We start from the raw sequence: 25,917 nt of genomic DNA on the forward strand, positions 1-25,917 counted from the left end.
GGGGTCACGCGGCGACCGGGGCCGCGCGGCCGGGCTAGCCGGTGAGCGCGTCCGCGGTGTCCCGGGCGTACCAGCGGTCGTCGCGCAGCTCCGCCAGCCCGTGCCCGGCGAGCCCGGTGACGTGCTTGAGGACCGTCCGCGCCTGATAGCCCGCCGCCGCGGCCAGCTCGTCGAGGGACGCCCCGGCCGCGCCGAGCTCCCGCAGGCTCTCCCAGGTGCGGGCGGCGTGCCGGCCGAGGTCGGGGGCGGCGGACGGCGCGACCGCGGGATGCGGCGCGGCCGACGGGCGTGCGGCGGGCTGCGGGGCGGCCGGGCGGGCCCGGCCGACGGGCCGCGGGGTGCGGTTGACCCTGCGGTGGCGGCGGCCCTTCTGGCGTTTGCTCATGGATGTACCACTGCTCCGTCCTGTGGTGCGGCCGCCGGGGGGTCGCGGCCTTCGTCCTCAGGTCAACTCGGGGCGATGTCGGGCGGTTACGGCCATTCCACCGTGTGTGCGAGGCGTCACGTCCGGTACGGGGCGGTACGGGGCGCCGGGGCCGGAGGGGTCCGGCACATGCGGTATGTGACGCTTAGGGCGTGCGCATACTGATTGTCGAGGACGAGACCGGGCTCGCCGATTCGCTCCGCCGGGGCCTGGCCGCCGAGGGGCACTGGGCCGAGGCCGTCCACGACGGCCACCGCGGCCTGGAGGCGGCGCTCACCGGCGCGTACGACGTGATCGTGCTGGACGTGATGCTGCCGGGGCCGAGCGGACACGAGATCTGCCGGCGGCTGCGCCGTCTGGACCCGTGGACACCGGTGCTGATGCTGACCGCCAAGGACGGCGAGTACGACGAGGCGGAGGGCCTCGACGCGGGCGCGGACGACTATCTGTCCAAGCCGTTCTCGTTCGTGGTGCTGACCGCGCGGCTGCGGGCGCTGGGCCGCCGCCGGGGCCCGGACGGCGCGCGTCCGCTCGCCGCGGGCGATCTGGTCCTGGACCCGGCGGCGCGGGTGTGCCGGCGCGGCGGCCGGGAGATCGAGCTGACCGCGCGGGAGCTCTCGGTGCTGCGGTACCTGATGGAGAACGCGGGGCGGGCGGTGGCCAAGCGGGACATCCTCGACGAGGTGTGGGACTCCCCCGCCGGCACGGACCCGAACATCGTCGAGGTCTATGTCTCCTCGCTGCGCCGGAAGATCGACGTCCCCTTCGGCCGCCGGGCCCTGGTGACCGTCCACGGCACGGGCTACCGCCTCGCGCCGGACGGCGGCTGACGGTGGCCGGCCCGCTGCGGCCGCCGCGTTCGGTCCGCGGGCGGAGCGCCGCCGCGGCCGCGCTCGCGATGGCCCTGGTCCTCGGGGTCGGGGGCACCTGGCTGTACAGCGTGCTCAGCGCCAATCTGCTGGACAACGCCCATGGGCGCACCGAGCTGGCGGCCCGCGAGGTGGCGGCGCGGGCGGACGCGGGGCCGCTGCCCGCCCTGCTGCCCGCGCCCCGGGACGGCGTCGACGTCGTCCTCGTCCTCGGCGCGCGCGGCGAGGTGATCGCCACCACGCGCCCGTCCGCCGAGCCGCTCGCCCGGGAGTTCGCCGGGCTGCGCCCGGAGGGCGGCGGCGACACGGCCTCGGCGCTGGCCCGGTACGCGGGCCAGCGGGGCGACCTGGTCGTGGTGCGCTCGGCGCCGCCCGGCCGGGGCGGGGAGCGCTACGTCTACGCGCTGACCGTCCTCAACGACGTGGACGACGCGACGCACGCCGTGGGCCTGGGCCTGCTCGCCGCGGCGCCCCCGCTGGTCGCCCTGGCCGCCGCCATCGCCTGGGCGGTGACGGGGCTGGCGCTGCGACCGGTGACCACGATCCGTACGGAGCTGGCGGCCGTGACCGCGAGCGCGCTGGACCGGCGGGTCCCGGAGCCCGCGGGCGGTGACGAGGTGGCGCTGCTGGCGCGCACGGTCAACGCGACCCTGGACCGGCTGGAGCAGGCCGTGGGGCGGCAGCGGCAGTTCGTCGCCGACGCCTCGCACGAGCTCCGCAACCCCGTGGCGGCGGTCCGCTCGCAGCTGGAGGTCGCGCTGACCGCGCCCGGCGGCCCGGGGCGGGAGGCGGTGCGGGCCGCGCTGGACGACACCGTGCGGCTCCAGGGGGTCGCCGCCGACCTGCTGCTCCTGGCCCGGCTGGACGCGCGGGCGCCGGCCGCGCCCGGGGAGCCGGTGGACCTGGCGCTGCTGGCCGCCGAGGAGGCCGCGCGGCGGCCCGGCGCCCGGGTGCGGGTCGTGGCCGAGGCGGACGCGCCGGTGCCGCTGCGGGGCCGGGCGGGTCAGCTGGAGCGGCTGGCGGCCAATCTGGTCGACAACGCGGTGCGGCACGCCGCGTCCCGGGTGACGGTGCGCGCGTACGCCCGGGACGGGTCCGCCGTGCTGGAGGTGGCCGACGACGGTCCGGGGATCCCGGCGGGCGAGCGGGAGCGGGTCTTCGAGCGGTTCGTCCGGCTGGACGCCGCGCGGGACCGGGAGCGCGGTGGCAGCGGGCTGGGGCTCGCCATCGCCCGGGAGATCGCGCACGCGCACGGCGGGACGCTGACCGCCTCGGCGGCGCCCGGCGGGGGCGCGCTCCTGGTGGCGCGGCTTCCGGCGGGCCCGGCGGAAGCGCGCGGCGCGTGACCCCTCCGCTTCCCCTGCCGTCTCTCGCCACCGTGTCCGGAACACCCTGTTCCTGAAGATCCCTTCAGAAAGTTCAGGTTTTCTTCAGCCCGGGTTGCCCAACATTGACCGGTGTGACCGTGGATTCCGTGCAACTCGAAGGCAGTGACCGGAGCGCGGCGAGCACGGGGCGCCCGCCGGTGTCCCGGCGGCGCGGCCGGGAGGCGCTGCTGCTCGGCATGGCCGTCCTGATCAGCTGTTTCGGCTACGCGTACACCGGACTGTCCGTGGCGGGCGGTTTCCCGGACGGGTTCGCCGGGTTCGCGGCGGCCATGACGTGCCTGGCCCTGGTGCCGCATCTCGTGGCCCGCCGCTACGCCCCCTACGCCGATCCGCTGATCCTCCCCCTGGCCGTCCTGCTGTCCGGGCTGGGCCTGGTGCTGCTGTACCGGCTCGACTCCGCGTACGCCGAGCGCTTCAAGGGCTCCGAGTCCACCGCGCCGAACCAGCTGCTGTGGACGGTGATCGGGGTGGGCGTGTGCGTGGGCGTGCTCGTCGTGCTGCGCGACCACCGGCGGCTCCAGCGCTGCATCTACGTACTGATGGCGGTGGCGCTGGTGCTGCTGATGGCACCGGCCTTCTTCCCCGGCGACACCTACGGCGCCAAGCGGTGGATCTTCGTGGGGCCGCTGTCCTTCCAGCCGGGCGAGTTCGTCAAGACCATGATCGCCGTGTTCTTCGCGGGCTATCTGGTGACCCACCGGGACGCGCTGGCCCTGACCGGGCGCAAGGTGTTCGGCGTCCGGCTGCCACCGGGCCGGCAGCTGGGCCCGCTCCTCGGGGTGTGGGTGCTGAGCCTGCTGGTGCTGGTCCTCGAGCGGGACCTGGGCACCTCGCTGATCTTCTTCGGGCTGTTCGTGGTGATGCTCTACACGGCCACCGAGCGGACCAGCTGGGTGCTGGTCGGCGTGGTGATGGCGGCCGCCGGGGCGACCGTGGTGGGCTCCGTCGAGCCGCATGTCAAGGGGCGCATCGCCGCCTGGCTGCACCCCTTCGCGGTCTATCTGCCCAAGGACCGGCAGCCCCCGGGCACCGGCTCCGAGCAGCTCGCGAACGCCCTCTTCGGCTTCGGCAGCGGCGGGGTGACGGGCACCGGGCTGGGCCAGGGCCACCCCGAGCTGATCGGCTTCGCCGGCCGCAGTGACTTCATCCTCACCACCGTCGGCGAGGAGATGGGGCTGGCGGGCACGATGGTGGTGCTGCTTCTCTACGGACTGCTGGTGCAGCGCGGGATGAGCGCGGCACTGCACTCGCGCGACCCCTTCGGCAAGCTGCTGGCGGTAGGGCTCTCGGCGGCGCTGGCGTTCCAGGTGTTCGTGGTGGGCGGCGGCGTCATGGGACTCATCCCGCTGACCGGCAAGGCCCTGCCCTTCCTGGCCAAGGGCGGCTCGTCCCTGGTCGCCAACTGGCTGCTGGTGGCGGTGCTGGTCAGGATCAGCGACAGTGCGGGACGGGCCCGGGAGGCGGAGGCGTAGTCCCCGATTCCGGAAAGTCCGTGGCCACCACACCCATGTGCGCCTACGGTGAGTGCGCGGATCCTCACACCGGCGTGAGGAGGTGTGAGGGCGCAAGAGGACGCAGGAAGAACCGGAAGAGCCTGGAGAACCTGAAGAAGGGGCACGGATGACCACCACGCACGCCGAACCCGCCGCCTACCCGTTCAACGAGCCCACCGGGCTGGCCCTGTCGGAGCTGTACGAGCGGGCGCGCGACGCCGAGGGCCTGCTGCGCGTCCGGATGGCGTACGGCGAGCCCGCCTGGCTCGTCACGCGCTACGCCGACGCCCGCTTCGTCCTCGGCGACCGGCGCTTCAGCCGCGCCGCGGAGGCCGACCACGACGCCCCGCGCCAGTCGCCCGGCCGCCGCGAGGGCGGCCTGCTGAGCATGGACCCGCCCGACCACGCGCGGCTGCGGACCCTCGCGACCAAGGCGTTCACCGTGCACCGCGTGGAGCGGCTGCGGCCGGGCATCCGGGAGCTGGCCGAGCGGCTGCTGGACGAGCTGGTGGCGGTGGGGCCGCCGGCGGACCTGGTGGAGGACTTCGCGCTGCCCGTGCCCGTGGCCGTGATCTGCCGGCTGCTCGGGGTGCCGGAGGAGGACCGGCACCTCTTCCGGGAGTGGAGCGACGCCTCGCTGTCGACGAGCTCCATGACCACCGAGGAGTTCACGGCCAATCAGGACGAGCTGCGCGCCTATATGGCGGAGCTCGTCGCGGAGCACCGGCGGCGCCCGGCCGAGGACCTGATGACCGCGCTGATCGAGGCGCGCGACACCGGCGACCGGCTCTCCGAGAAGGAGCTGGTCGACCTGTGCGTCGGCATCCTCGTGGCCGGCCACGAGACCACCGCGACCCAGATCCCCAACTTCCTGTGCACCTTGCTGGACCACCCCGACCAGTTCGACCGGCTGCGCGCCGACCCCGGCCTGATCGCGGGCGCGGTCGAGGAGCTGCTGCGCTTCGTACCGCTCGGCGCGGGCGCGGCCTTCCCGCGCTACGCGACGGAGGACGTCGAGGTCGGCGGCACGCTGGTGCGGGCGGGCGAACCCGTCCTGGTGGCCGTGGGCGCCGCCAACCGCGACGCGCTGCGCTTCACCGCGCCGGACCGGCTGGACGTCACCCGGGAGGCCAATCAGCACCTGGGGTTCGGGCACGGCGTGCACCACTGCCTGGGCGCCCAGCTGGCCCGGGTGGAGCTCCAGGAGGCCCTGCGGGCGCTGGTACGGAAGATGCCCGGGCTCCGGCCGGCCGGGGACATCGTCTGGAAGACGCAGATGCTGGTCCGCGGCCCGCGGTCGATGCCGGTGACCTGGTGACACCCGCCCCGCACGGACGTTCCGCGAACAGGTGATCACAAGGGGTCCGGGGTACGTACCCGGTCGCTCGGGCCCACCCGTGGGCCCCCGGCCGCCGAAGGACGTCATCATGCCGGAACCCCGTCCGTCACGACGCCGGGGCGGCGCGCTGTGCGCGCTGGCCCTCGCGCTCGCCTCCCTCCTCACCGCCACCGTCACCGCGCCGGCGGCGGGCGCCCCCGCGCCCGGCAGGCCGGCCGCGCACGGGCCGGGTGACGACAGACCCGTCGTCACCACCGACCACGGGCCGGTGCGCGGCCGGGCCCACGGCGCGTACGACACCTTCGAGGGGATTCCCTTCGCCGCGCCGCCGACCGGGCCGCTGCGCTGGCGCGACCCGCAGCCGGCGCCGCCCTGGCGCGAGGTGCGCGACGCGGGGGCGCCCGGGCCGCAGTGTCCGCAGTTCCCGCCGCTCGGGTCCGGTCCGGCGACCGGCTCGGAGGACTGTCTCACGCTGAACGTCACGGCCCCGTCCGGCCGGGCGAAGGGCCGGGCGCGGCCGGTCATGGTGTGGGTGCACGGCGGCGGCTTCATGTTCGGCGCGGGCTCCCCGTACCGGGCCGAGCAGCTCGCCGTCCAGGGCGACACCGTCGTCGTCACGCTCAACTACCGGCTGGGCGTCCTCGGCTTCTTCGGCCACCCGGAGCTGCGCGGCGCGACCAACTTCGGCCTGGCCGACCAGCGGGCGGCGCTGCGCTGGGTGAAGGCCAACGCGGCCCGCTTCGGCGGGGACCCGGGCCGGGTGACGCTGTTCGGCGAGTCCGCGGGGTCGCTGAGCACCTGCGCGCAGCTCGCCTCGCCGGACTCCGCCGGGCTCTTCCACCGGGCGGCGCTGCAGAGCGGCTCCTGCATGACCGCGTTCCCGCCCGGCGCCATCCTCCCCACCCTGCCGCGCTACGAGCCGTTCGTGCCGCGGAGCCGGACGGAGGCCGCGGGCACCGCGGCGGCCACCACGCTCGGCTGCGCGCGGCCGGGCGGGACGCTCGACTGCCTGCGCGCCCTGGGCACCGACAAGCTGGTGACGCCCGAGCTGATGCAGACGTTCTCCCTGGTCTCCTACGGTGGCGGCGGACTGCCGCTGCGCCCCGACCGGGCCCTGGAGAAGGGCCGTTTCCACCGCGTCCCGGTCGTGCAGGGCACCACGAGGGACGAGATGCGGCTCTTCCTCGCCCTGACCCAGTCGACGCACCCGATCCGTGACGCGCGCGAGTACCGGGCCCGGCTGGTCCGCTCCTTCGGCATGTCGGCGGGGGCCGTCGAGGCGCGCTACCCGCTGGCGTCCTACCCCTCGCCGGGGCTGGCCTGGGGCGCCGTGATGTCCGACGTCTCGTTCACGTGCGGCGCGCTGCGGGCGGACCGGGCGCTGGCCGCGCGCGTGCCCACGTACGCCTATCTGTTCGCCGACACGAACGCGCCGCGGCTGCCGGAGCTGCCGGCGGTGGAGGGCTACCCCTACGGGGCGGCGCACGGCTTCGAGCTGCCCTATCTGTTCCCCATGGACACCGAGCCGCGGTTCTCCCCGGAGCAGCGGGCGCTGGCGGACCGCATGACCGGCTACTGGACCCGGTTCGCGGCCTCCGGTGACCCGAACTCCCCGGGCGCGCCCGGCTGGCCCCGCTTCGGGGGCGCGGCGACGGTGCTGTCGCTGGCGCCCGGCGCGGGCGGGATCAAGCCGGTGGACGCGGCCGCCGCGCACCACTGCGCGTTCTGGGACCGGCTGGCCCGCTGAGCGCGGGCGGCCCCGCCCGCTCTGCGCGGCGGGCGGGGCCGTAGCACGATGAGTGCATGCTCCTGGCCGAGGTCGCCCGTGTGTCCGCCGAGGTCGCCGCGACGCGCTCGCGGTCGGAGAAGACCGGCCTGCTGGCCGGTCTCTTCCGGACGGCGGACCCCGAGGAGGCGCCGGTCGCCCTCACCTATCTGGCCGGACGGCTGCCGCAGGGCCGGGTGGGCGTCGGCTGGAGCGTCCTGCGCGAGGCCCCGGCGCCCGCGGCCGTCCCGACACTGACCGTCCGTGAGGTGGACCGGGCCCTCGACTCGATCGCCGCTGTGGCCGGCAAGGGCGCGCGGACGGAACGCGGGCGGCGGGTGGCCGCGCTGCTGGGCGCGGCCACCGCGGAGGAGCAGCGGTTCCTGCGCGCGCTGCTCGGCGGGGAACTGCGGCAGGGCGCCCTGGACGCCCTGGCCGTCGAGGGGCTCGCGCGGGCCTCCGGGGCGGACCCCGCCGCCGTGCGGCGGGCGGTGATGCTCGGCGGGTCGCCGGGGGCCGTGGCGCGGGAGCTGCTGGCGCGCGGCCCCGCGGCGCTGGCCGGCTTCCGGCTGGAGGTGGGGCGGCCGGTGCTGCCGATGCTGGCGCACACCGCCGGGGACGTCGAGGAGGCCCTCGACCGGCTCGGTCCCTGCGCGGTGGAGGAGAAGCTCGACGGCATCCGGGTGCAGGTGCACCGGAACGGCGACGTGGTGCGGATCTGGACCCGGACCCTGGAGGAGATCACCGAGCGGCTGCCCGAGCTCGCCCGGGTGGCGCGGGAGCTGCCGGTGACGTCCGCGGTGCTGGACGGCGAGGTGATCGCGCTGGACGGGGAGGGCCGGCCGCGCCCGTTCCAGGAGACGGCGGGGCGGGTCGGCTCCCGGCGGGACGTGGCGGGGGCGGCCGCGGCGGTACCGCTGTCGCCGGTCTTCTTCGACCTGCTGGCGGTGGACGGCCGCGATCTCCTGGAGCTGCCGGTCACGGAGCGCCACGCGGAGCTGGCGCGCGCGGTGCCGGAACCGCTGCGCGTACGCCGGCTGACGGTGACCGACCCGGCGGACCCGGGCTCCCGGGCGGCGGCGCGGGGGTTCGCGGAGGAGGTGCTGCGGCGCGGCCACGAGGGCGTGGTGGTGAAGGCGCTGGACGCGCCGTACAGCGCGGGCCGGCGGGGCGCGGCCTGGCTGAAGGTGAAGCCGGTGCACACCCTGGACCTGGTGGTGCTGGCCGCGGAGTGGGGGCACGGGCGGCGGACCGGGAAGCTGTCCAACCTGCATCTGGGCGCGCGGTGCGAGGACGGCTCGTTCACGATGCTCGGCAAGACGTTCAAGGGGCTGACCGACGCGCTGCTGGAGTGGCAGACGGGGCGGCTGCGGGAGCTGGCGGTCGATGACGACGGGGTCGTGGTGCGGGTGCGGCCGGAGTTGGTCGTGGAGATCGCCTACGACGGGGTGCAGCGGTCCTCCCGGTACCCGGCGGGGGTCACGCTGCGGTTCGCGCGCGTGCTGCGGTACCGGGAGGACAAGGCGGCGGCGGAGGCGGACACGGTGGCCGCGGTGGAGGCCGCGCTGCCCGCGCGGGCGGGCGCGCCGTCGCCGGACGGGCCCGGCTGAGCCCGTCCGGCCCGGGGGTCAGCCGTCGGTGTTCACGGTGTCCGGGCAGAGGCGGCGCGGCTTGCCGTCGCCCCGCAGCCGGGCGTCGACGCAGCCGGCCGGCAACCCGTCGTGGGCGGTGGTGCCGAAGTTCGCGGTGACCGTGAGGACGCCGTCGCCGAACACGGTCCGCTGGACGGCGCGGTCGGGGGTAAGGGTGCGGAAGTCCGTCATCGGCTCGGTGCCCGCGGCCTCGTGCAGGGGCTTGAAGTACTTCTGGAGCGCGGCCAGCTCGCCGCCCCGCCGGTCGAGGGAGTCGCCGTCGAGGACGAAGTTGAGCGGGGTGTTGTAAAGCATCGCCAGCAGGGCGCGGGTGGTCTTCCGGCGGGGCAGCTTGTCGTAGGACAGCTCCCAGCGCTCGGTGTTGACGACGGAGTCGTGCAGCGCGGTCTCGTAGAGCGGGACGCGGTACGCGGGGTCGTACATCGCCTTGGCCACGGCCTCGGGGAGCTCGGCGGGCTTGAAGAAGATCCCGGGGGCCTTGGCGGGGGCGTAGCCGCCCCACTTCTCCTTGTCCTTCTGGGCCTTCCACAGGCCGTCGGCGACCGGGGTGCCGGAGCCGTGGTCGAAGGCGAGCACCTGGTTGGACCACGCTCCCGCGGACTCGGAGCCGAGCACGAGGCCCTGGTCGGTGAGGCGCTTCATACGGGCGAGGCGGTTGGCGCGGTCGCGGGCCTTGTCCATGGGGTGGGCGGCGCTGTGGTCGCGGAAGAGCTCTCCGGCGGCGTCGACGTCGAGGAAGTAGCTGTCGGCGCCGTTGGCGGTCATCTTCCGGGTGCGGTCGGCGAGGTAGTGGTGGGCCGGTTCGGCCTTCTCGAACGCCTCGGAGCTGAGGTAGCAGCCGCGGTCGTGGAAGCCGGGCTCGGGCGAGCCGTCGGCGCGCCCGACGCAGAAGTCGGGGTGGACCTTGTCCGGCCAGACGGAGGTGGGGGCGTCGGAGGTCTTCGGGTCCTGCCCGTTGGCGAAGGAGTCGTACGGGCCGACGAGGTAGCCGGCCTTCTTGGCGGCGGTGACGGCGGCGGCGTCCATGGGCTTGTCGTCGGCGTCGTAGCCGAGCCACATGCGGTCCACGCCGAGCGCGCGCAGCTTGCGGACGCCGTCGGCGGTGCGGGCGTCGCCCCACAGGTAGGCGTGGAAGGCGCCGAGCAGCTTCTTGGTGGCCGGGTTGGCGTCGGCCTTGCGGCGGAGGCTGCCGAGCTGCCCGTTCTCCTTCAGCCAGGCGCGGTAGTCGACGGCGGGGGCGACGGGTGAGCCGTCGGTGAGGCCGAGGGCGACGGTGTACTCCGTGGTGCCCTCGGCGCGGGAGAAGCGGTGGGTGGCGGTGGTGCGCAGCCGTCCGCCGTCGGACGTCAGCCGCAGCGAGGTGCCGATGTCGGTGGGCACGAGATAGCTCGCGCCGGTACGGGCGCCGAGGGTGTATCCCCACAGCGGCATGGACAGGGCCGACTCCATGGGCAGGTCGGCGCCGGTGAGCTGGGCGTCGGCGGAGTTCCAGAAGGGGTCGGCCACGGGCAGGGAGAGCCCTTCGCCGCGTGGGAGCTGCACCGCGGAGGAGGCCCGGTCGGTGCCGGTGACGGGCCAGGCGAGGGTGCGGTCGGCGGCGCCGGTCGCCTTGACGGTGACCAGCAGCCGGCCGTGGTCGGCGCGGGCGGTGACGGTCAGGCCCCCGGCCGGGTACGACCAGCGGGCGCCGTCCCGGGTGGTGGTCACCGGACCGGGGGCGCCGGGCGCCCCGGCGGCGGGGGCGGAGAGCTCCACCACGGTTCCGGAGCCGGTACGGGCGGTCACGCGCAGGGTCGCGGTGTCGACGGTGGCGGTGCCGCCCCGGACCGGGATGTCCACCAGGTGGCCGTGCACGCGGGCGGTCTGCGCGGGGCGCGGCACGGCGTGGGCGGACGTGGTGAGGGTGACGCACGGGAAGGTGACCGCGAGTGCCACGGCGGCGGCGCGGACGGTGCGGCGGGAAGTGAAGGAGTGCATGGGGAGTTGATAGCGGGCGGTTCTAAGAAGAACTTAATAACCGTCCGGTACGGGCCTCATGACGCCGTGTGCGCACGGCGATCGGCCGCCCGCGCGGCCCGCGTGAGGGCGGTGGGCCGGCCCCGGACAGGGCCCGGCCGGCGCGCCCCCGCCAGGAGTGACGCTCCCTCATATGCCGGTGCGCCGCCGCCCCCGGGGACGCGGGCCACGGAGTCGGGGCGGCACCCCGTTCGCCCCACCGAGCGGGCGGGTTCCGGCCGCCCCTCCCGTCCCGGACCGGCCGCGCGAAGGGCGGGACGGGAGAGGGCCGGCCGCGAGGGGTCACTCGCCCCGGAAGAGCTCCAGGAGGTCCTGGCGGCCGAAGACTCCGGCGGCCTCGACCGCCGAGGGGCTGCCGGCCGCCGGGTCGGCGCCGTGCGCGAGCAGGGTGCGGACGATCTCGTCCTCGCCCTTGAAGACGGCACCGGCCAGCGGTGTCTGGCCCCGGTCGTTGGCGCGGTTGGGGTCGGCGTCGCGCTGGAGCAGGGCCAGGACGGCGTCGAGGTGGCCGTGGTAGGCGGCCAGCATGATGAGCGAATCCCCCCTGTCGTTGGTGAGGTTCACCGGAACGCCCGCGTCCACGTAGGCCGCGAGGGTGTCGGTGTCACCGTGTCGCGCCAGGTCGAAGACCTTGGCCGCGAGCTGGAGCACCTCGGGGTCGTGTGCGGGCTCGGTCTCGGGGGTCTGCTCGGTCATGGTGTGCGGTCCTCCGGGTTCAGCGCCTGGCTGCGGTCGTCACGTGAGTGCTGCCCTACCCTACGTACGCCCGGTCACACGGGGATCATGGGCACCACCGGCGCGCGTCGCCCGCCCGGCCGGGGGCACGGGCCCGGCCCGGCGGGGCCGGACGCGGCCGTCCGGGTGAATCCCGGGCCCGCCCGCCGGGGCACGACGGTGCCGGGGTGCGCTCCGTGGTGATCACCGCGGAGCGCCTTTCGCGCCGTGTTCCCGGGCCTCACCCCCTCTCTCCCCGGCACCCCCACCGTTGGTGATCAAGCAGGGCGGGGCGGGGAGCAACCTAAGTCCGCTTTTGCCGAATTAGTACTTTCTGTGAGGCTTGAGGAACTCGCGGTGACCGTCCCGACCACCCCGACCTCCAGGAGAACGTCATGATCCTGTCCATCTCCGGCGTCATGCTGTTCGGTGTCGTCGCCTTCCTGTTCTTCCGCAAGGACGGTCTGAAGGCCTCCCACGGCATCGTGTGCGCCCTCTTCGGCTTCTACCTCTCCACCACGGCCATCGCCCCCAGCATCAAGGCGGGCAGCGCGAGCCTCGCGGGCCTCCTGGGCGGCCTCAAGTTCTGACCGCCGCCACCGGCACCGCCGCCGGCAGCGCCTCCGAGACCACCACCGCCCTCCGTACCGACACCAGGAGACCGACGTGGGCCGGCGAGCTCTTCCCAGCAGCCTGAGCGACGGCGCCTCCCTCGCGCGCGGCCGGGAGTTCGCCCGTACCGCGGCCGACAACGCGGCGGACATGCTCCACCCGCTCCTCACCATCGGCCGCGGACTGCACGCCCTGGGCACGGGCGGGCTGCGGCGCTGGGCGCGGACGCCCAGGGACCGGCGCGGCCCCACCCTGCTGCTGGCGGCCTCGTGCGTGGTCATCGTGGCCCTGCTGCCCTACGGGCCGACGCTGAGCGCGGTCGTCCTGATGGCGGCGGCCGCCTGGGCCGGCCGGGACCGCGGGGCCGCGGCCGCGGCGGACACCGTCGACGAGGAGAGCTGTCACGCGCGCCTGCGGACGGTGTACGAGTCCCTGGTGCCGTACCTCACCGTGCCGGAGGACCCGGAACCGCTGTACGCCCACGGAGGCGACTGGCGGCGGGCGTTCACGGAGTACGAGTTCGACCACCTCGGCCGGCTGGTCTCCCTCCAGCTGCGCTACCCCGCCTACTTCACCGACGGCGAGCCCGAATCCCGGGCCAAGGTGGAGCAGTTGCTCCGGCTCAAGGCGGGGCGCGGGCGGGAGTACCGTTTCGACTGGGAGGAGGAGGACAACCACCTCACCCTGAGCGCGCTGGCCCCGCTGCCCACCGACATCCGCGCGCAGCGGTTCGTGACCGTGCCCGGCGAGGCCGTGCTCGGCTTCACCGACCCGTGCTCCGTCCAGCGCACCCTGCCGGTGACCGACGACACCGGGACCCGGGACGTCCCGCCCGTCGTCTGGCGCACCGGGCAGCGCTCCACGGAGCCGCACCTGCTGGCCCTCGGCCGGCCCGCCGCCGGCACCACGACCCTGCTGCGCTCGGTGGCCCTCCAGGCCCTCCCGCACGGGGACGTGCTGCTGATCGACGGCAGCGGCACGGGCGAGTACTCCTGCCTGCTCGGCCGGGAGGGCGTGCTGGCCGTGGAGTCCTCGCCCGCCGGCGCCCTGGCCACCCTGGAGTGGGCCTGCCATGAGACGGAACGGCGCATCCTCACCGCCCACCACGCCCGGCAGCAGGGCCGCCCGGTGCCGGAGGACGTCCGCCGGCCGCTGTGGATCCTCGTCGACCGGCCCAGCGCGCTCAGCCACCTGGCCGCCGGCGAGGGCCGGCCCGACCCCCAGGAGTTCCTCCAGGTGCCGCTGCGCCACGGGAGGGTCGCGAACGTCACGGTCGCGGTGGCCGAACACCTCGACAACGCCGGGCTGATCATCGAGCCGGTCCTCGCCCAGACCCGGGCCCGGGTGGTGCTCGGCGCGGTCACACCCGGGCAGGTGCGCACCGCGCTCGGCGCGCCGCCGCCCACCACGCCGCCCCCGGACGTGCCGCCGGGCCGCGGCTACGCCCGGCTGGGCTCGGGACCCGTCCTCCGCGTCCAGGTGCCCGCGACCCCGGACCCGTACGCCCAGGACACGTCCGAGTACGAACGCCGGGCGGTGCTGGAGCTGCTGCCCGAGCCGTGCGTCCCGGTGCCGTACGCGACGGAACCGCAGGGCCCGCCCGCCGGGGCGGGGTACCCGTTCGGCGGCCCGGGCGACGAGCACGCGTACGGCGCGCGGCCGGGCGCCGGGCATCCGGACGGGGAGCAGCCGGCGGGCGGACACCCGGACGGCGCGTACCCGGACAGCTCGTACCCGGCGGGCGGGCACCCGGACGGCGCGGCCCCCGCGGGCGGGTATCCGGACGTCCGGCACCCGGGCGGTGCGGGCGGCGGCCCCGCGCGGCTTCAGGCCACGTAGGTGCGCGGCGCCTCGACCGCGGCGGTCGCGCCGCTCGCCACCAGGCGGGCGGCCTCGGCCAGCCGGCTCGCGGCCTGTTCCGCCACCGCCCCGGAGACGGTGAACGGCAGCCGGACGTACCCCTCGAAGGCCCCGTCCACACCGAACCTCGGCCCGGACGGCACCCGCACCCCCAGCCGCTCCCCCGCCTCGGCGATCCGCGACCCCGACAGGCCGCCGGTGCGCACCCACAGCGTCAGGCCGCCGTGCGGCACGGTGAACTCCCAGTCGGGCAGGTGGCGCCGGACCGCGTCGACGACCGCGGCCCGGTTCTCCCGCGACGTGGCACGCCGTATGTCGACGGCGGCGTCCCAGCCGTCGGTGGTCAGCAGCCAGGTCACGGCGAGCTGTTCCACGACGGGCGTGCCCAGGTCGGCGTAGGCGCGGGCGGCGACGAGGGTGCGGATGATGTCGGGCGCGGCCCGCACCCAGCCGATCCGCAGCCCGGCCCAGAAGGACTTGCTGGCGGAGCCGACCGTGACGACGGCGCTGCCCGCCGGGTCGAAGGCGCAGACCGGGCGGGGCATGTCGACCTCGTCGTCGAGCAGGAGGTCGGTCATCGTCTCGTCGGCGATGAGCACGGTGCCCGCCGCGCGGGCCGCCTCGACCAGGTCCCGGCGCTGCTCCTCGGAGGCCAGCGCTCCGGTCGGGTTGTGGAAGTCGGCGATCACATAGGCCATGCGGGGCGCGGCGTCCCGGAGCACCTGGCGCCAGGCGGGCAGGTCCCAGCCGGTCAGCCGGTCACCCATCGCGACGGGCACCAGCCGGGTGCCCGCCTCGCGCATGAGCTGGAGGACGTTGGCGTACGAGGGCGACTCGACGGCGACCCGCTCGCCGCGCCCGGCCATCAGCCGGCAGATGGCGGCGACGCCGCCCATGGCGCCGGTGGTGACCATGATCTGCTCGGGCATCGTCGGGATGCCCCGGGCGGTGTAGCGGTCGGCCAGGGCCTGGCGCAGGGAGGGCAGGCCGGCCGGGTAGTCGCCGTGGGTGTGGGCGTAGGGCGGCAGCTCCTCCAGGGCACCCTGGAAGGCGCGGGTCAGCCACGGCTCGGGGGCGGGCAGCGCGGCGCACCCGAGGTCGATGACGGAGCCGACGGCCTCCGGGGGCAGCGGGTCGAGGCCCCTGGTGGGCAGCGGGTTCCCGGCGGGCACCGAGGTCCAGCTGCCGGAGCCGCGCCGGGACTCGAGGAAGCCCTCGCCGCGCAGCGCCTCGTAGGCCGCGGCGACGGTGGTGCGGCTGACGGCCAGGGCGGCCGCGAGCTCGCGCTCGGCGGGCAGGCGCGCCGCGACGGGGACACGGCCTTCGAGGACGAGCAGCCGGATGCCGTCCGCGAGGGAGCGGTAGGCGGGTGACCGGCGGCCACCGAACGGGGTGACGACACCGTGCCCACCGCCCTGGGATCCGAGGAGGCGCGCGAGCTTCTGCGCCCCCACCGAAGAAGTCCACTGAGTCATGCTTCCGGTCCACCTTCCCGGGATTGGCCATGGATCACTACCCGATCCAGTCCACAGACTGTCATGGAGCAGGCCACTTGCACCACTGGCCTGCTCCATGACGTCGGCCGGCGCCGCCCGTCATGCCGCACATCCGTGCCGTTCGCCGCCCCCGGGGCCGCGAACGGCACTCCCATGCCACACCCGTCACCACCGGACCGGCCGCGCGGCCGGCACGCACGACCAGCAGGGGAGATTCCGTTGACCACATCAGGGGGGCCGGGCCCGACCGGCCGGCTGCTTCGGCTGTACGTCGGGCTGTGGCTGTACGGGGTGAGCGCGGCGCTCCAGCTGCGGGCGGGGCTCGGGCTGGCGCCGTGGGACGTCCTGAACCAGGGTGTGGCGCGCCACACCGGCCTGTCGATCGGCACCGCCTCGGTCGTCATCGGCGCGGCGGTGCTGCTGCTGTGGATCCCGCTGCGGCAGCGGCCGGGGCTGGGCACGGTCTCCAACGTGCTGGTGATCGGCCCGGCCATGGACGCCACCTTGTTCCTGGTACCGGCGCCGGGCTCGCTGTGGGCGCGGATCCCGCTGCTGGTCTTCGCGATCGCGCTGTGCGCGGTGGCGACGGGGCTCTACATCTCGGCGCGGTTCGGCGCGGGGCCGCGCGACGGCCTGATGACGGGTCTGCACCGGCGGACGGGGCGCTCGGTGCGGCTGGTCCGGACGTGCATCGAGGTGGCGGTGCTGGCGACCGGGTTCGCCCTCGGCGGCACGGTGGGCGCCGGCACGGTGCTGTACGCGCTGGCCATCGGCCCGCTGTCGCAGTTCTTCCTGCGCGCCTTCGCGCCGGCGGAGCCCCCGGCCACGCCCGCGGGGCCCGGCGCGGCACCCGCCACGGCAGCCGCGGAGGCGCCCGCTCCGGCACCTGCGGCGGCCACCGGCGGCACGCCCCCGGCGGTCACGGCGCGCGAAGTTCCGGACCTGGTTTAGGCACCCGGGTGGCGGGCCGGTAGTGTACGCCTTCGACCCACCGGATGGACCGTTACTGCGCGCTAAACGGACAGAAACGCAGGGTGACATCCGTTGCCAGATGTGACAAAACGGGCGCTGGTGGGTACAACAAGGGGCGGCACGACGGGCGACGCATGTCCCTGAAACGGGAATCTTCACCGCCGACCGGACGTTGACCGGATGACGACGACAGCGACACCTGTCCTGTGGGCGACCAAGCCCGGGAGGCACGATTCATGAGTGAGCGAGCTCTCCGCGGCACGCGACTTGTGGTTACCAGCTACGAGACCGACCGCGGCATCGATCTGGCCCCGCGCCAGGCGGTGGAGTACGCATGCCCGAACGGGCATCGATTTGAGATGCCGTTCTCGGTAGAGGCGGAGATTCCGCCGGAGTGGGAGTGCAAGGCGTGCGGCGCCGTGGCACTCCTGGTGGACGGCGATGGTCCTGAGGAGAAGAAGGGCAAGCCCGCGCGTACGCACTGGGACATGCTCATGGAGCGGCGTACCCGCGAGGAGCTGGAGGAGGTGCTGGCCGAGCGGCTGGCCGTCCTGCGCTCCGGTGCCATGAACATCGCCGTGCATCCGCGGGACAACCGCAAGTCCGCCTGAGAGCGGCACTGAGAAGCACGATCAAGGGCCCGGGGCCACTGCGCTGAGCAGTGGCCCCGGGCCCTTTGTGCCGCGGGCACGCGCCTTCTCGCGGCTCTGCGTCCAGGGGGCGGCCCCCGGCGGGGGGCTGCGAAGGCCGCACGGGGCGCGGCGGAAGGCCGCACCGGACACGTCCGGCACGGCTGTACCGGACAGGTCCCGCACGGGGGGGGCAAGACCCCGCCGCGCGGCCGGGCGGCCTCGCGCCCTGTATGCCCCTTCCGCGCCTTCCGGGCCCCCGCCGGGCCCGGAAACCTCGCCGTCCCGCCGGGACGGCCTCAGCGGGGCAGCTGGGGCCCGTCCTGACGCGGCGCCGGCGGCTGGTCGTCCCGGATGACCTCGCCCTGGACGACCTTGCCGTCCGGCCGGCTCATCCGCGCCTGCTGGAAGGCGTCCCCGAGGGTGCCGGGAGCCGCCGGACGGCCCAGGCGCCGCTCCAGGCCCTTGCGCAGCAGCGCGCGGGTCGGCGGGAACAGGCAGAGCAGACCGGCGGCGTCGGAGAGCAGGCCCGGCAGGATGATCAGCAGTCCGCCGAGCATCGTCAGGCCGTTGCCGCCGCTCCCCGGCGTCGGCTCGGACACGGCGCCGCCGGGCTGGAGCGAGACGGTCAGCCGCTTCCAGGCGCGCCGCCCGGCCCGCTTGATCACATAGGATCCGGCGATCACACCGCCGACGAGCAGGGCGAGGACGGTCAGCCCACCCGCCGCGTCGGCGACCAGGACCAGCAGCCAGATCTCCAGCACGGCCCAGGCCGCCACGCCCAGCGGGACGAGCTTGCGGGCTCGTCCGCCGCGCCGGGGCGGCCGGCCGTCCGAGGGCTGCTGGGAGGGCTGCTGGGGTACTCCGAAGGTCATGCCTCAAGTGTGCCTGGACCACGGCGGAACCCGGGCCCGGCACTTATGGGCCGCTTACGGCCCCCGCGCGGCTACTTGTTGCCGAGGACCTTGCCGACCCGCGAGCCGACGCCCCACGACGTGACCCGCCACAGCGCCTCCGCGACGATGTCCCGGCTCATCTTGCTGTCGCCCAGCTCCCGCTCGACGAAGGTGATGGGCACCTCCACCACGTGGAAGCCCGCCTTGACCGCGCGCCAGGCGAGGTCGACCTGGAAGCAGTAGCCCTGCGAGGCGACCTCCTCCATGCCCAGGCCCTCCAGGGTCTCCCGGCGGAACGCCCGGAAACCGCCGGTGACATCGCGGATCGGCACGTCCAGCAGCAGCCGGGAGTAGGTCGAGCCGCCCCGGGAGAGGATCTCGCGGGACTTCGGCCAGTTCACCACCCGGCCGCCGGGCACCCAGCGGGAGCCCAGCACCAGGTCCGCGCCCTTGAGGGCGGTGAGCAGCCGCGGCAGCTCCTCGGGCTGGTGGGAGCCGTCGGCGTCCATCTCCACGAGGACGCCGTAGTCGTTGTCGAGGCCCCAGCGGAAGCCGGCCAGATAGGCGGCGCCGAGCCCCTCCTTGCCCTTGCGGTGCAGCACCTTGACGTGAGCGTCGTCACCCGCCAGCTCGTCGGCCAGCTTGCCGGTGCCGTCGGGGCTGTTGTCGTCCGCGACCAGGACGTGCGCCTCCGGTACCGCCGACCGCACCCGGGCGACGATGGACTTGATGTTCTCCGCCTCGTTGTAGGTCGGAATGATCACCAAGGTCCTGCCGAGCGGACCGTATCTCCGCTGACCACCGTCGTTCACTGCTGCCCCTTCTTCTTCGGCTCGTCCCTACGTGCCCGACGGCCGATCAGGGATGCGGCCGCGCAGGACAGAAGGCCCACCATAGCGAGCGCCCATTCGGGTCCCGCACCCACGCGGTCGGCGACGGTGGTGCCGTCCCTCAGTGGGATGCGCGCCTCGATGACGTCCCGGGTGAATTCCTCGCTCCGCCGGAGCACCTCGCCGTCGGGCGCGACCACCGCGCTGATACCGCTGGTGGCCACCGTCACCACGGCCCGGCCGTGCTCGACGGCCCGCAGCCGGGACATCGCGAGCTGCTGCTCGGGCTGGCCGGTGCGACCGTACGTGGCGTTGTTCGTCTGGACGACCAGGGCGCGCGCGCCCGCCTTCACGGTGTCGCGGACGATCTCGTCGTAGGCCACCTCGAAGCAGATGACGTCCCCGAGCCGGGCCGGCCCGATCTGGAGCACCCCGGTGTGGTCGCCGGGGTAGAAGTCGCGCTGGACACGCTGGAGGCGGGTGATGACCTTGCTGAGCTGGTCCCGGAAGGGCACGTACTCGCCGAAGGGCACCGGGTGCTGCTTGGTGTAGGAGGCGCCGGGCCCCGTCCTCGGGTCCCAGACGATGCCGTTGTTGTCGACGTAGCCGCTCTTGCCGGCGTGGTCGACGAGGGCGCCGACGAGGACCGGTACGCCGACCGCCTTGACGGCCTCCTCGATGCGGGCGTACGCCTGCCCGTAGCGGAAGGGGTCCAGGTCGGAGGAGTTCTCCGGCCAGATCACCAGGTCGGGCTTGCGGGCGCGGCCCTCCTTGATGTCCTTCGCCAGCGCGAGGGTGGCCTCGACGTGGTTGTCGAGGATCATCATCGGGCGGCCCAGGAAGTCCATGCCCGGGTTCTGGACGTTGCCCTGGACCAGCGCGACGTCGACCGTGTCGTCCGCCTTCGTGGGGACGGGCACGGCGTATCCGGCGAGCACCACGGCGGCGGCCAGCGCCAGGGCCTCCACACCGGGCAGCGCCGCCCGGACGACGCCGGGGCCGCGGCCGGCCGGGCCGGAGGTGCCGGGGGCTTCAGGGGCGTCGGTCCCGGCCTCCCGGGCGGCGGACACGCGCGCCCCGGCCAGGGCCGCCGGCGCGAAGGCGAGGAGGCCGCCCGCGAGGGCGACGGCGAAGGTGACCAGCGGGGCGCCGCCGAGGGCGGCGAGCGGGGTGAAGGGCGAGGCGGTGTTGGCGAAGGCCAGCCGCCCCCAGGGGAAGCCGCCGAACGGCAGCCGGTCCCGGGCCAGCTCCTCGGCCACCCACAGGCACCCGCCCCACAGCGGCCACCCGGGCAGCCGGGAGACGAGGGCCAGGCCCGCGCCGAGCACGGCGAGGAAGAGGGCTTCGATGACGGAGAGGCCGGCCACGGCGTCGTAGCCGACCACCCGCAGCCAGCGCAGCAGGACGAAGAAGAACGGCAGCCCGAACGCGAAGCCCGTCCAGGCACCCTGCCGGAAGGTGCGCCCGCGCGTGAGCAGGGCCAGGGCCGCCACGGCGACGACCGACAGCGGCCACAGGTCGTACGGCGGGAAGGACAGCGCGAGCGCGAGGCCCGCGAGCACCGCGAGCCCGGTCCGGGGCGCCTCACGGCGCGCGAGCCGGCCGAGCCGGACCGTGCGGGAGGGACGCGGGGGGCGCGGGGCGTCGGGCGCCGCCTCACCGACGGGCGCGGACGTGTCGTCGGCGGTGGTTTCGGGACCCGGGGGCACGGTCGCGCCTTCCTGAAGCTGAGCGGTGATGAGCCGACCGTACAACGCTCCGGGGACCCCCCGGAGGCTGGGCTCGGGTAAAGGCGCCCCCGCGCGCGGGGCGTCGAATGGGGGCCCGGCGTCCTTCGGGCCGACCTGGGACCCGCTGGCTGCGGGTCGGCCTAGAGCCGTTGTCTACTGAACGTCCGGGCCCCACCCGGGTCGCACCTGCCGGCCTGGCGGAACCTTCCCTCGCCCCCGTGCGCTGGACCTGGCTGCCAGTGGCGGAGCGCCTCTCCGGCGCACCGCCCCATGGCCCAGCGGCGTTCGACGACTGTGTGGAGGTTCCCCGGCCGGACGTCCTGTGGTGGACGACGCCGAACCTACCCGCCGTCGACCGCACCCTGTCAACACCTCCACGACCTGGGCATATGCCATAAATCAGCAGGTCAGTACGGCGAATGATCACGCGCGGCGACAGGCCGACGGCACGTCGTTCGGCGGTACGCGGCGCGCGCCGTCTCACTCGTTCGGACGCCCGTGCGCCGTGTACACGGTGCGGCCGCCCACGACGGTGCGGAGGCACACCGGGAGCGGGGTGCCGGGCGTGAGGTCGGGCAGGCCGGGCGTGCCGGAGCGCGGGTCCGTCGACCAGCTGGCGACACGGTGGTCCGGCACCTGTACGACGAGGTCGCCGGACTCCCAGACCGCGTAGTCGGCGGGGGCGCCGGGCACCAGGACACCCGCGTCGTCCCGGCCGATCGCCCGCCAGCCGCCGCGGGTGTGGGCGGTGAAGGCGGCCCGGACCGAGATCCGGTGCTCGGGGGTGCGGTGGAAGGCGGCGGCACGGACGGTGCCCCACGGGTCGAGCGGGGTGACCGGGCTGTCCGAGCCGAGGGCCAGCGGCACGCCGGCGCGCAGCAGGGCCGCGTACGGGTTGAGGGTGCGGGCCCGGTCCACGCCCAGGCGCTGGGCGTAGAGGGCGTCGTCACCGCCCCAGGCGGCGTCGAAGGCGGGCTGGACGGAGGCGGTGAGGGCGAGCTCGGCGAAGGCGGCGATGTGCTCGGGGGTGAGCATCTCGGCGTGCTCGACGCGGTGCCGGGCGGCGCGGACGCGGGCGAGCCCGAGCGTCTCCGCGGCGGCCCGTACGCCCTCGACGACGGCGGTGAGGGCGGCGTCGCCGATGGCGTGGAAGCCGGCCTGGAGACCCGCCTCGGTGCAGGCGGTGACGTGCGCGGCGACGGCGGCGGCGTCGAGGTGGGCGGTGCCGGTGTGACCGGCGTGCGGGCCGTCGGCGTAGGGCTCGTGGAGGCAGGCGGTGTGCGAGCCGAGGGAGCCGTCGACGAAGAGGTCGCCGGCCGCGCCGATCGCGCCGAGTTCCCGGATCCGGCTCGCGTCGTTCGCGGACGCGACGGCCTCGGCCCAGTAGCCGACGACGCGGGGGCCGGGGCGGCCGGCCGCCAGGGCCAGCAGCGCGGTGAGGTCTTCGGTGCCGGAGATCTGCGGTCCGGCGCACTCGTGCAGGGAGCCGATGCCGAGCGAGGCGGCCCGGTCGAGGGCCGCGGTCTGCGCCTCGGCGCGCTGGCCGGGGGTGAGGCCGGCGTACGCGGCGGCCCGCACGGCGTGGTGGGCGTCGCCGGTCAGCGGGGCGTCCAGGACGTGCCCGGGCAGCCCGGAGACGGCGGGGACCAGGTCGATCAGGGCGGTGGTGACGACGGCGGAGTGGACGTCGGCGCGGGTGAGGTAGAGCGGGCGGCCGCCGGTGGCCTCGTCGAGCTCGCGGCGGGACGGGGGCCGGTGCTCGGGCCAGGCGCTGGCGTCCCAGCCGTGGCCGAGGAGCACCCGGTCGGCGGGCCGGGCGGCCGCGTGGGCCCGTACCCGTGCCAGGGCGTCGGCGAGGGTGGGGACGCCGGTGAGGTCCAGGCCGGTGAGGGCGAGACCGGTGGCGGTGGTGTGCACATGTGCGTCGGTGAACGCCGGGGTGACGAGCGCGCCGTCGAGGTCCACGACCTCGTCCACGCCGTCGGCGAAGGAGTCCGCCGCGCCTTCGGAGCCGACCCAGGCGACGCCGCCGCGCTCGACGACCATCGCGGTGGCGAAGGGGTCGGCGGGGCTGTGGACGGTGCCGTTGCGCAGCAGGACGGTTCGGGCTTCGTGGCGGGGCATGTCAGGGCGCTCACTCATGGCTTCAGTCTGACCCCCGCGCGGCCGCTTCCCGTCACCGGGGCGGGGCGGACCGGGCCCGCCCGCCTTCCGCGCGGGCCCCGGCCCGGGTACCCGTGGCGGGTCCGGGTCACCCCACGCGGGGCGGCCGCGCCTCGTACGGCGTGGACAGGACGATCGTCGTCCGCGTCGACACGCCGGCCAGCGACCGGATGTGCGCCAGCAGGTGCTCCAGCTCCAGCGGCGTGGCCACCCGGACCTTGAGGATGTAGTTCTCGTCGCCCGCGACGCTGTGGCACGCCTCGATCTCGGGGATCTCGGCGAGCCGGTCCGCGATGTCGTCGGGGGCGCTGGGGTCGAAGGGCTTCACCGAGATGAACGCGGTCAGGGGCAGCCCGACGGCCTCGGGGTCGACCACGGCCGCGTATCCGCGGATGACACCGCGCTGTTCGAGCCGGCGCACGCGCTGGTGCACCGCCGAGGTGGACAGGCCGGTGGCCTTCCCCAGGTCGGTGTAGCTCATCCGCCCGTCCTTGACGAGCAGTTCCACGATTTCTCTGTCCAGCTCCTCCACGCGGATCAACCTACTGGGTCAGGGGCCGCCCGGCACAGTCGACGGCCCGGACGCCCGCGCGGACCATGTGATGAACAACACGCCTATGCACCCGTGTCCTACCGGGTCGGGCGATTACCTGACACGCGACGAGGGAAGTGCTTGCTGTGGCCGAGGCCGAGGTGCCTGGCCGGCCCATCCGAGGGGGAGAAAGAATATGCCCAGCCTGGAACGCCTCAATGAGGGCGACGGCAGCCTGTACGAGCCTTATGACATCACCGCGATGTTCCGGGTGACGTGCCCGGACTGCGCGCGCCCGATCGCACTGCTCGCGGACGAGGACGTGCTCCCCGAGCACGCGCAGTGCCCATCGCCGTGGAACCCCTTCGGGCTCACGGTCTGCGCCGGATCCGGCCGCGCCGTGGAGGAGGCCGCCCCGGTGACGGAGTCGCTGGACTCCCAGGAGCTCGACGCGGCCCTGCTGCTGACGCTGCCGGAGAGCCTCGACTGGCGCACCCAGCCCTTCTCGCACATCGGCGGCCCCGGCTCCCGCCCGCTCCGTGTCCCGGGGATGCGGCGCCGCGCCTGACGCCGCGCCCGGCCCCACGGCCGCCCCATGACGGGCCCATGACCGGCCCATGACCGGTCCTCGCCCGACCCGTGCCCGATCCTGCCCGGCACCCGCGCCCGGTCCCCGTATCCGGGAGCGCTCATTTGCGGTGGCAGACGAACTGCCTGCTGCCGTCGTCACCGGTCTGGATCACGGCACTCGCGCACCCCTCGGGGCACCGGGGCGGCGCGGCGTACGCGCTGCGCCGCCGCTCCGGGGGGTGGACGCAGGCCGGGCAGTACCACAGCGGGGCGTACGGATATGTGACGTCCCACCACATCGGCTGACGGCAGTGGGGGCACCTGACCAGAGGGGGCGTGCTCCGACCGGTGTTCATACGGGCATCGTCCCGCGCGGACGCCACCGGCGCCCCGGTGCGGGGCGGCCGTCACCCGATCGGGTGGAGCGGGCTGCTCCACCCTTGCGCACCGCCGCTCAGCGGGACTCGGGTCCCGCGAGGTGGCGGGCGACGACCATCCGCTGGATCTGGTTGGTGCCCTCGACGATCTGGAGCACCTTGGCCTCGCGCATATAGCGCTCGACGGGGAAGTCCGCGGTGTAGCCGTAGCCGCCGAGCAGCTGGACGGCGTCGGTGGTCACGCGCATCGCCGCGTCGGTGCAGAAGAGCTTGGCCATGGCCGCCTGCTTGGCGAAGGGCAGGCCCGCGTCGCGCAGCCGGGCCGCGGCCAGGTAGAGGGAGCGGCCCGCCTCGATCTGCGTCGCCAGGTCCGCGAGCATAAAGCGGAGTCCCTGGAAGTCCGCGAGCGGCCGGCCGAACTGCCGGCGCCCGGCGAGGAAGGCCAGCGCCTCGTCCAGGGCGGCCTGGGCGATGCCGACGGCGCAGGCGGAGATGCCGAGCCGACCGGAGTCCAGGGCGGACAGCGCGATCGCGAAGCCCTGCCCCTCCTCGCCGAGGCGGCGCGCGTCGGACACCTGGACGCCGTCGAAGTGCAGCTGGGCCGTGGGCGAGCCCTTCATCCCCATCTTCCGCTCCGGCGGGGCCGCCGTGAGGCCCGGCGCGTCGCCGGGGACGAGGAAGGCGGTGATGCCGTGGGCGCCCTCGCCGCCGGTGCGGGCGAGGACGGTGTAGAAGTCCGCGATGCCGCCGTGGGTGATCCACGCCTTGGTGCCCTCGAGGGTCCAGGTGTCGCCGTCGCGGGTGGCGCGGGTGCGCAGCGAGGCGGCGTCGGAGCCGGCGGACGGCTCGGAGAGGCAGTAGGCGCCGAGCAGGCCGCCGCCGAGCATCGCCGGGAGGTGCTCCGCCTGCTGCTCCTTGGTGCCGTATCCGGCGAGGGCGTGGCAGGCCAGGGTGTGCACGCTGACCCCGAGGCCGACGGTGAGCCGGGCCGCCGCGAGCTCCTCCAGGACCTGGAGGTAGACCTCGTACGGCTGGTCGCCGCCGCCGTGCTCCTCGGCGTACGGAAGGGCGAGCAGCCCCGCGGCGGAGAGCAGCCGGAAGACCTCGCGGGGGAAGTGGCCGGCGTCCTCCTCCTCGGCGGCGCGCGGCTCGATCTCGCGCTGCACCAGGTCGCGCACGAGCGCGATCAGGTCCCGTGACTCCTCGGTGGGCAGCTGACGCTCCACCGGCTGCGGGCCGTGGTCTGTCATGGCGGCGCTCTCCTCCCTGTCGGGCGCTGCGACGACGGGCGCGCAAGGGTGTGGCGCCGCCGACGTGGTGCCGCAGCCATGATCGCTCGCCGGGTCACGGCACCGGATCACCTGCGGCTGTGGCGGGTTGGAGTATGCCTGATCGGCGGCTCGGAGTCACCGGTTGACAACTGCCCCCAAGCCCCTGACGAGGACGTTTCGGCCTTCTGACGGATCAGTGAACGGGATTGGTCCGAACCATTGACCGTACTGGTCTAGTCCTTCTACGGTTTCCCCACCGTTAAGCGCGTTCATGCCAAGCATGAGTGCAGGTCACCCCCCATCTCTCTTCAACTCCCCC

General features: G+C 75.0%; 22 protein-coding genes. 12 read left to right on the forward strand and 10 right to left on the reverse strand.

Annotation, left to right across the window (positions count from 1 at the left end; all coding sequences use genetic code 11):
* Nucleotides 1-34 precede the first annotated feature (34 nt).
* Nucleotides 35-385 (reverse strand): hypothetical protein, encoded by a 351-nt coding sequence (locus LUZ64_RS08555; RefSeq protein ID WP_232390207.1) that lies wholly within the window; start codon nucleotides 383-385, stop codon nucleotides 35-37.
* 191 nt (nucleotides 386-576) lie between these two features.
* Between LUZ64_RS08555 and LUZ64_RS08560 the strand changes: the two genes are divergently transcribed.
* The 6 genes from LUZ64_RS08560 (at nucleotide 577) to LUZ64_RS08585 (ending at nucleotide 8,888) form a co-directional block, all read left to right on the forward strand.
* Complete coding sequence (locus tag LUZ64_RS08560) at nucleotides 577-1,254, forward strand: response regulator transcription factor (protein ID WP_095582269.1); 678 nt, start codon at nucleotides 577-579, stop codon at nucleotides 1,252-1,254.
* A 2-nt stretch (nucleotides 1,255-1,256) separates the two neighbouring features.
* Nucleotides 1,257-2,639, forward strand: coding sequence for a sensor histidine kinase (locus tag LUZ64_RS08565; RefSeq protein WP_232390208.1), 1,383 nt, complete (start codon nucleotides 1,257-1,259; stop codon nucleotides 2,637-2,639).
* Nucleotides 2,640-2,857: 218 nt separating this feature from the next.
* On the forward strand, nucleotides 2,858-4,153 hold the full coding sequence (locus tag LUZ64_RS08570) for an FtsW/RodA/SpoVE family cell cycle protein (RefSeq protein WP_095582295.1): 1,296 nt from the start codon (nucleotides 2,858-2,860) through the stop codon (nucleotides 4,151-4,153).
* A 148-nt stretch (nucleotides 4,154-4,301) separates the two neighbouring features.
* Nucleotides 4,302-5,492: a cytochrome P450 gene (locus LUZ64_RS08575; RefSeq protein ID WP_095582270.1), complete on the forward strand. Its 1,191-nt coding sequence runs from the start codon at nucleotides 4,302-4,304 to the stop codon at nucleotides 5,490-5,492.
* 109 nt (nucleotides 5,493-5,601) lie between these two features.
* A complete protein-coding gene (locus LUZ64_RS08580; RefSeq protein WP_095582271.1) occupies nucleotides 5,602-7,260 on the forward strand; it encodes a carboxylesterase/lipase family protein in 1,659 nt (552 codons plus the stop codon).
* 56 nt (nucleotides 7,261-7,316) lie between these two features.
* Nucleotides 7,317-8,888, forward strand: a complete 1,572-nt coding sequence (locus tag LUZ64_RS08585) for an ATP-dependent DNA ligase (protein WP_095582272.1) — start codon at nucleotides 7,317-7,319, stop codon at nucleotides 8,886-8,888.
* Nucleotides 8,889-8,906: 18 nt separating this feature from the next.
* Here LUZ64_RS08585 and LUZ64_RS08590 read toward each other — a convergent pair whose 3' ends face one another.
* Both LUZ64_RS08590 and LUZ64_RS08595 read right to left on the reverse strand, forming a co-directional pair.
* Complete coding sequence (locus LUZ64_RS08590) at nucleotides 8,907-10,907, reverse strand: glycoside hydrolase (RefSeq protein ID WP_095582273.1); 2,001 nt, start codon at nucleotides 10,905-10,907, stop codon at nucleotides 8,907-8,909.
* A gap of 321 nt (nucleotides 10,908-11,228) precedes the next feature.
* Nucleotides 11,229-11,642: an ankyrin repeat domain-containing protein gene (locus LUZ64_RS08595; protein WP_095582274.1), complete on the reverse strand. Its 414-nt coding sequence runs from the start codon at nucleotides 11,640-11,642 to the stop codon at nucleotides 11,229-11,231.
* 413 nt (nucleotides 11,643-12,055) lie between these two features.
* On the opposite strand from LUZ64_RS08595, the gene LUZ64_RS08600 reads away from it, so the two are divergent.
* Complete coding sequence (locus LUZ64_RS08600; protein ID WP_087929071.1) at nucleotides 12,056-12,250, forward strand: hypothetical protein; 195 nt, start codon at nucleotides 12,056-12,058, stop codon at nucleotides 12,248-12,250.
* A gap of 76 nt (nucleotides 12,251-12,326) precedes the next feature.
* Complete coding sequence (locus LUZ64_RS08605; protein WP_095582275.1) at nucleotides 12,327-14,111, forward strand: hypothetical protein; 1,785 nt, start codon at nucleotides 12,327-12,329, stop codon at nucleotides 14,109-14,111.
* Here the strand turns inward: LUZ64_RS08605 and LUZ64_RS08610 are convergent.
* Entirely contained in the window at nucleotides 14,099-15,607 is a 1,509-nt protein-coding gene (locus LUZ64_RS08610) for an SCO1417 family PLP biosynthesis transcription factor (protein WP_095582276.1), read from the reverse strand. The genes LUZ64_RS08605 and LUZ64_RS08610 overlap by 13 nt on opposite strands.
* Nucleotides 15,608-15,781: 174 nt before the next feature.
* On the opposite strand from LUZ64_RS08610, the gene yczE reads away from it, so the two are divergent.
* Nucleotides 15,782-16,579: a membrane protein YczE gene (gene yczE / locus LUZ64_RS08615; protein WP_443728950.1), complete on the forward strand. Its 798-nt coding sequence runs from the start codon at nucleotides 15,782-15,784 to the stop codon at nucleotides 16,577-16,579.
* A 257-nt stretch (nucleotides 16,580-16,836) separates the two neighbouring features.
* Nucleotides 16,837-17,211 carry an RNA polymerase-binding protein RbpA gene (locus LUZ64_RS08620; protein ID WP_087929069.1) on the forward strand — a complete coding sequence of 125 codons (375 nt, stop codon included), beginning with the start codon at nucleotides 16,837-16,839 and terminating at the stop codon, nucleotides 17,209-17,211.
* A 317-nt stretch (nucleotides 17,212-17,528) separates the two neighbouring features.
* Here LUZ64_RS08620 and fxsA read toward each other — a convergent pair whose 3' ends face one another.
* The 5 genes from fxsA to LUZ64_RS08645 all read right to left on the reverse strand — a co-directional run bounded on the left by fxsA (nucleotide 17,529) and on the right by LUZ64_RS08645 (nucleotide 23,380).
* Complete coding sequence (gene fxsA, locus LUZ64_RS08625; RefSeq protein WP_095582277.1) at nucleotides 17,529-18,104, reverse strand: FxsA family membrane protein; 576 nt, start codon at nucleotides 18,102-18,104, stop codon at nucleotides 17,529-17,531.
* Nucleotides 18,105-18,175: 71 nt separating this feature from the next.
* The gene (locus tag LUZ64_RS08630; RefSeq protein WP_095582278.1) at nucleotides 18,176-18,937 is read right to left on the reverse strand and encodes a polyprenol monophosphomannose synthase; all 762 of its coding nucleotides are present in this window, start codon (nucleotides 18,935-18,937) and stop codon (nucleotides 18,176-18,178) included.
* Entirely contained in the window at nucleotides 18,934-20,664 is a 1,731-nt protein-coding gene (gene lnt / locus LUZ64_RS08635) for an apolipoprotein N-acyltransferase (protein WP_095582279.1), read from the reverse strand. The genes LUZ64_RS08630 and lnt overlap by 4 nt, the downstream gene beginning before the upstream one ends.
* 501 nt (nucleotides 20,665-21,165) lie before the next feature.
* The gene (locus LUZ64_RS08640; protein ID WP_095582280.1) at nucleotides 21,166-22,827 is read right to left on the reverse strand and encodes an amidohydrolase; all 1,662 of its coding nucleotides are present in this window, start codon (nucleotides 22,825-22,827) and stop codon (nucleotides 21,166-21,168) included.
* A 109-nt stretch (nucleotides 22,828-22,936) separates the two neighbouring features.
* Nucleotides 22,937-23,380 (reverse strand): Lrp/AsnC family transcriptional regulator, encoded by a 444-nt coding sequence (locus tag LUZ64_RS08645; protein WP_087929064.1) that lies wholly within the window; start codon nucleotides 23,378-23,380, stop codon nucleotides 22,937-22,939.
* A gap of 196 nt (nucleotides 23,381-23,576) precedes the next feature.
* Between LUZ64_RS08645 and LUZ64_RS08650 the strand changes: the two genes are divergently transcribed.
* Complete coding sequence (locus LUZ64_RS08650; RefSeq protein ID WP_095582281.1) at nucleotides 23,577-23,948, forward strand: hypothetical protein; 372 nt, start codon at nucleotides 23,577-23,579, stop codon at nucleotides 23,946-23,948.
* A 125-nt stretch (nucleotides 23,949-24,073) separates the two neighbouring features.
* Nucleotides 24,074-24,256 carry a hypothetical protein gene (locus LUZ64_RS08655; protein ID WP_095582282.1) on the forward strand — a complete coding sequence of 61 codons (183 nt, stop codon included), beginning with the start codon at nucleotides 24,074-24,076 and terminating at the stop codon, nucleotides 24,254-24,256.
* A 148-nt stretch (nucleotides 24,257-24,404) separates the two neighbouring features.
* Here LUZ64_RS08655 and LUZ64_RS08660 read toward each other — a convergent pair whose 3' ends face one another.
* Nucleotides 24,405-25,577: an acyl-CoA dehydrogenase family protein gene (locus LUZ64_RS08660; protein ID WP_095582283.1), complete on the reverse strand. Its 1,173-nt coding sequence runs from the start codon at nucleotides 25,575-25,577 to the stop codon at nucleotides 24,405-24,407.
* Nucleotides 25,578-25,917: the final 340 nt, after the last annotated feature.

Source organism: Streptomyces albireticuli (assembly GCF_021228125.1).
Classification (GTDB): Bacteria; Actinomycetota; Actinomycetes; order Streptomycetales; family Streptomycetaceae; genus Streptomyces; species Streptomyces albireticuli.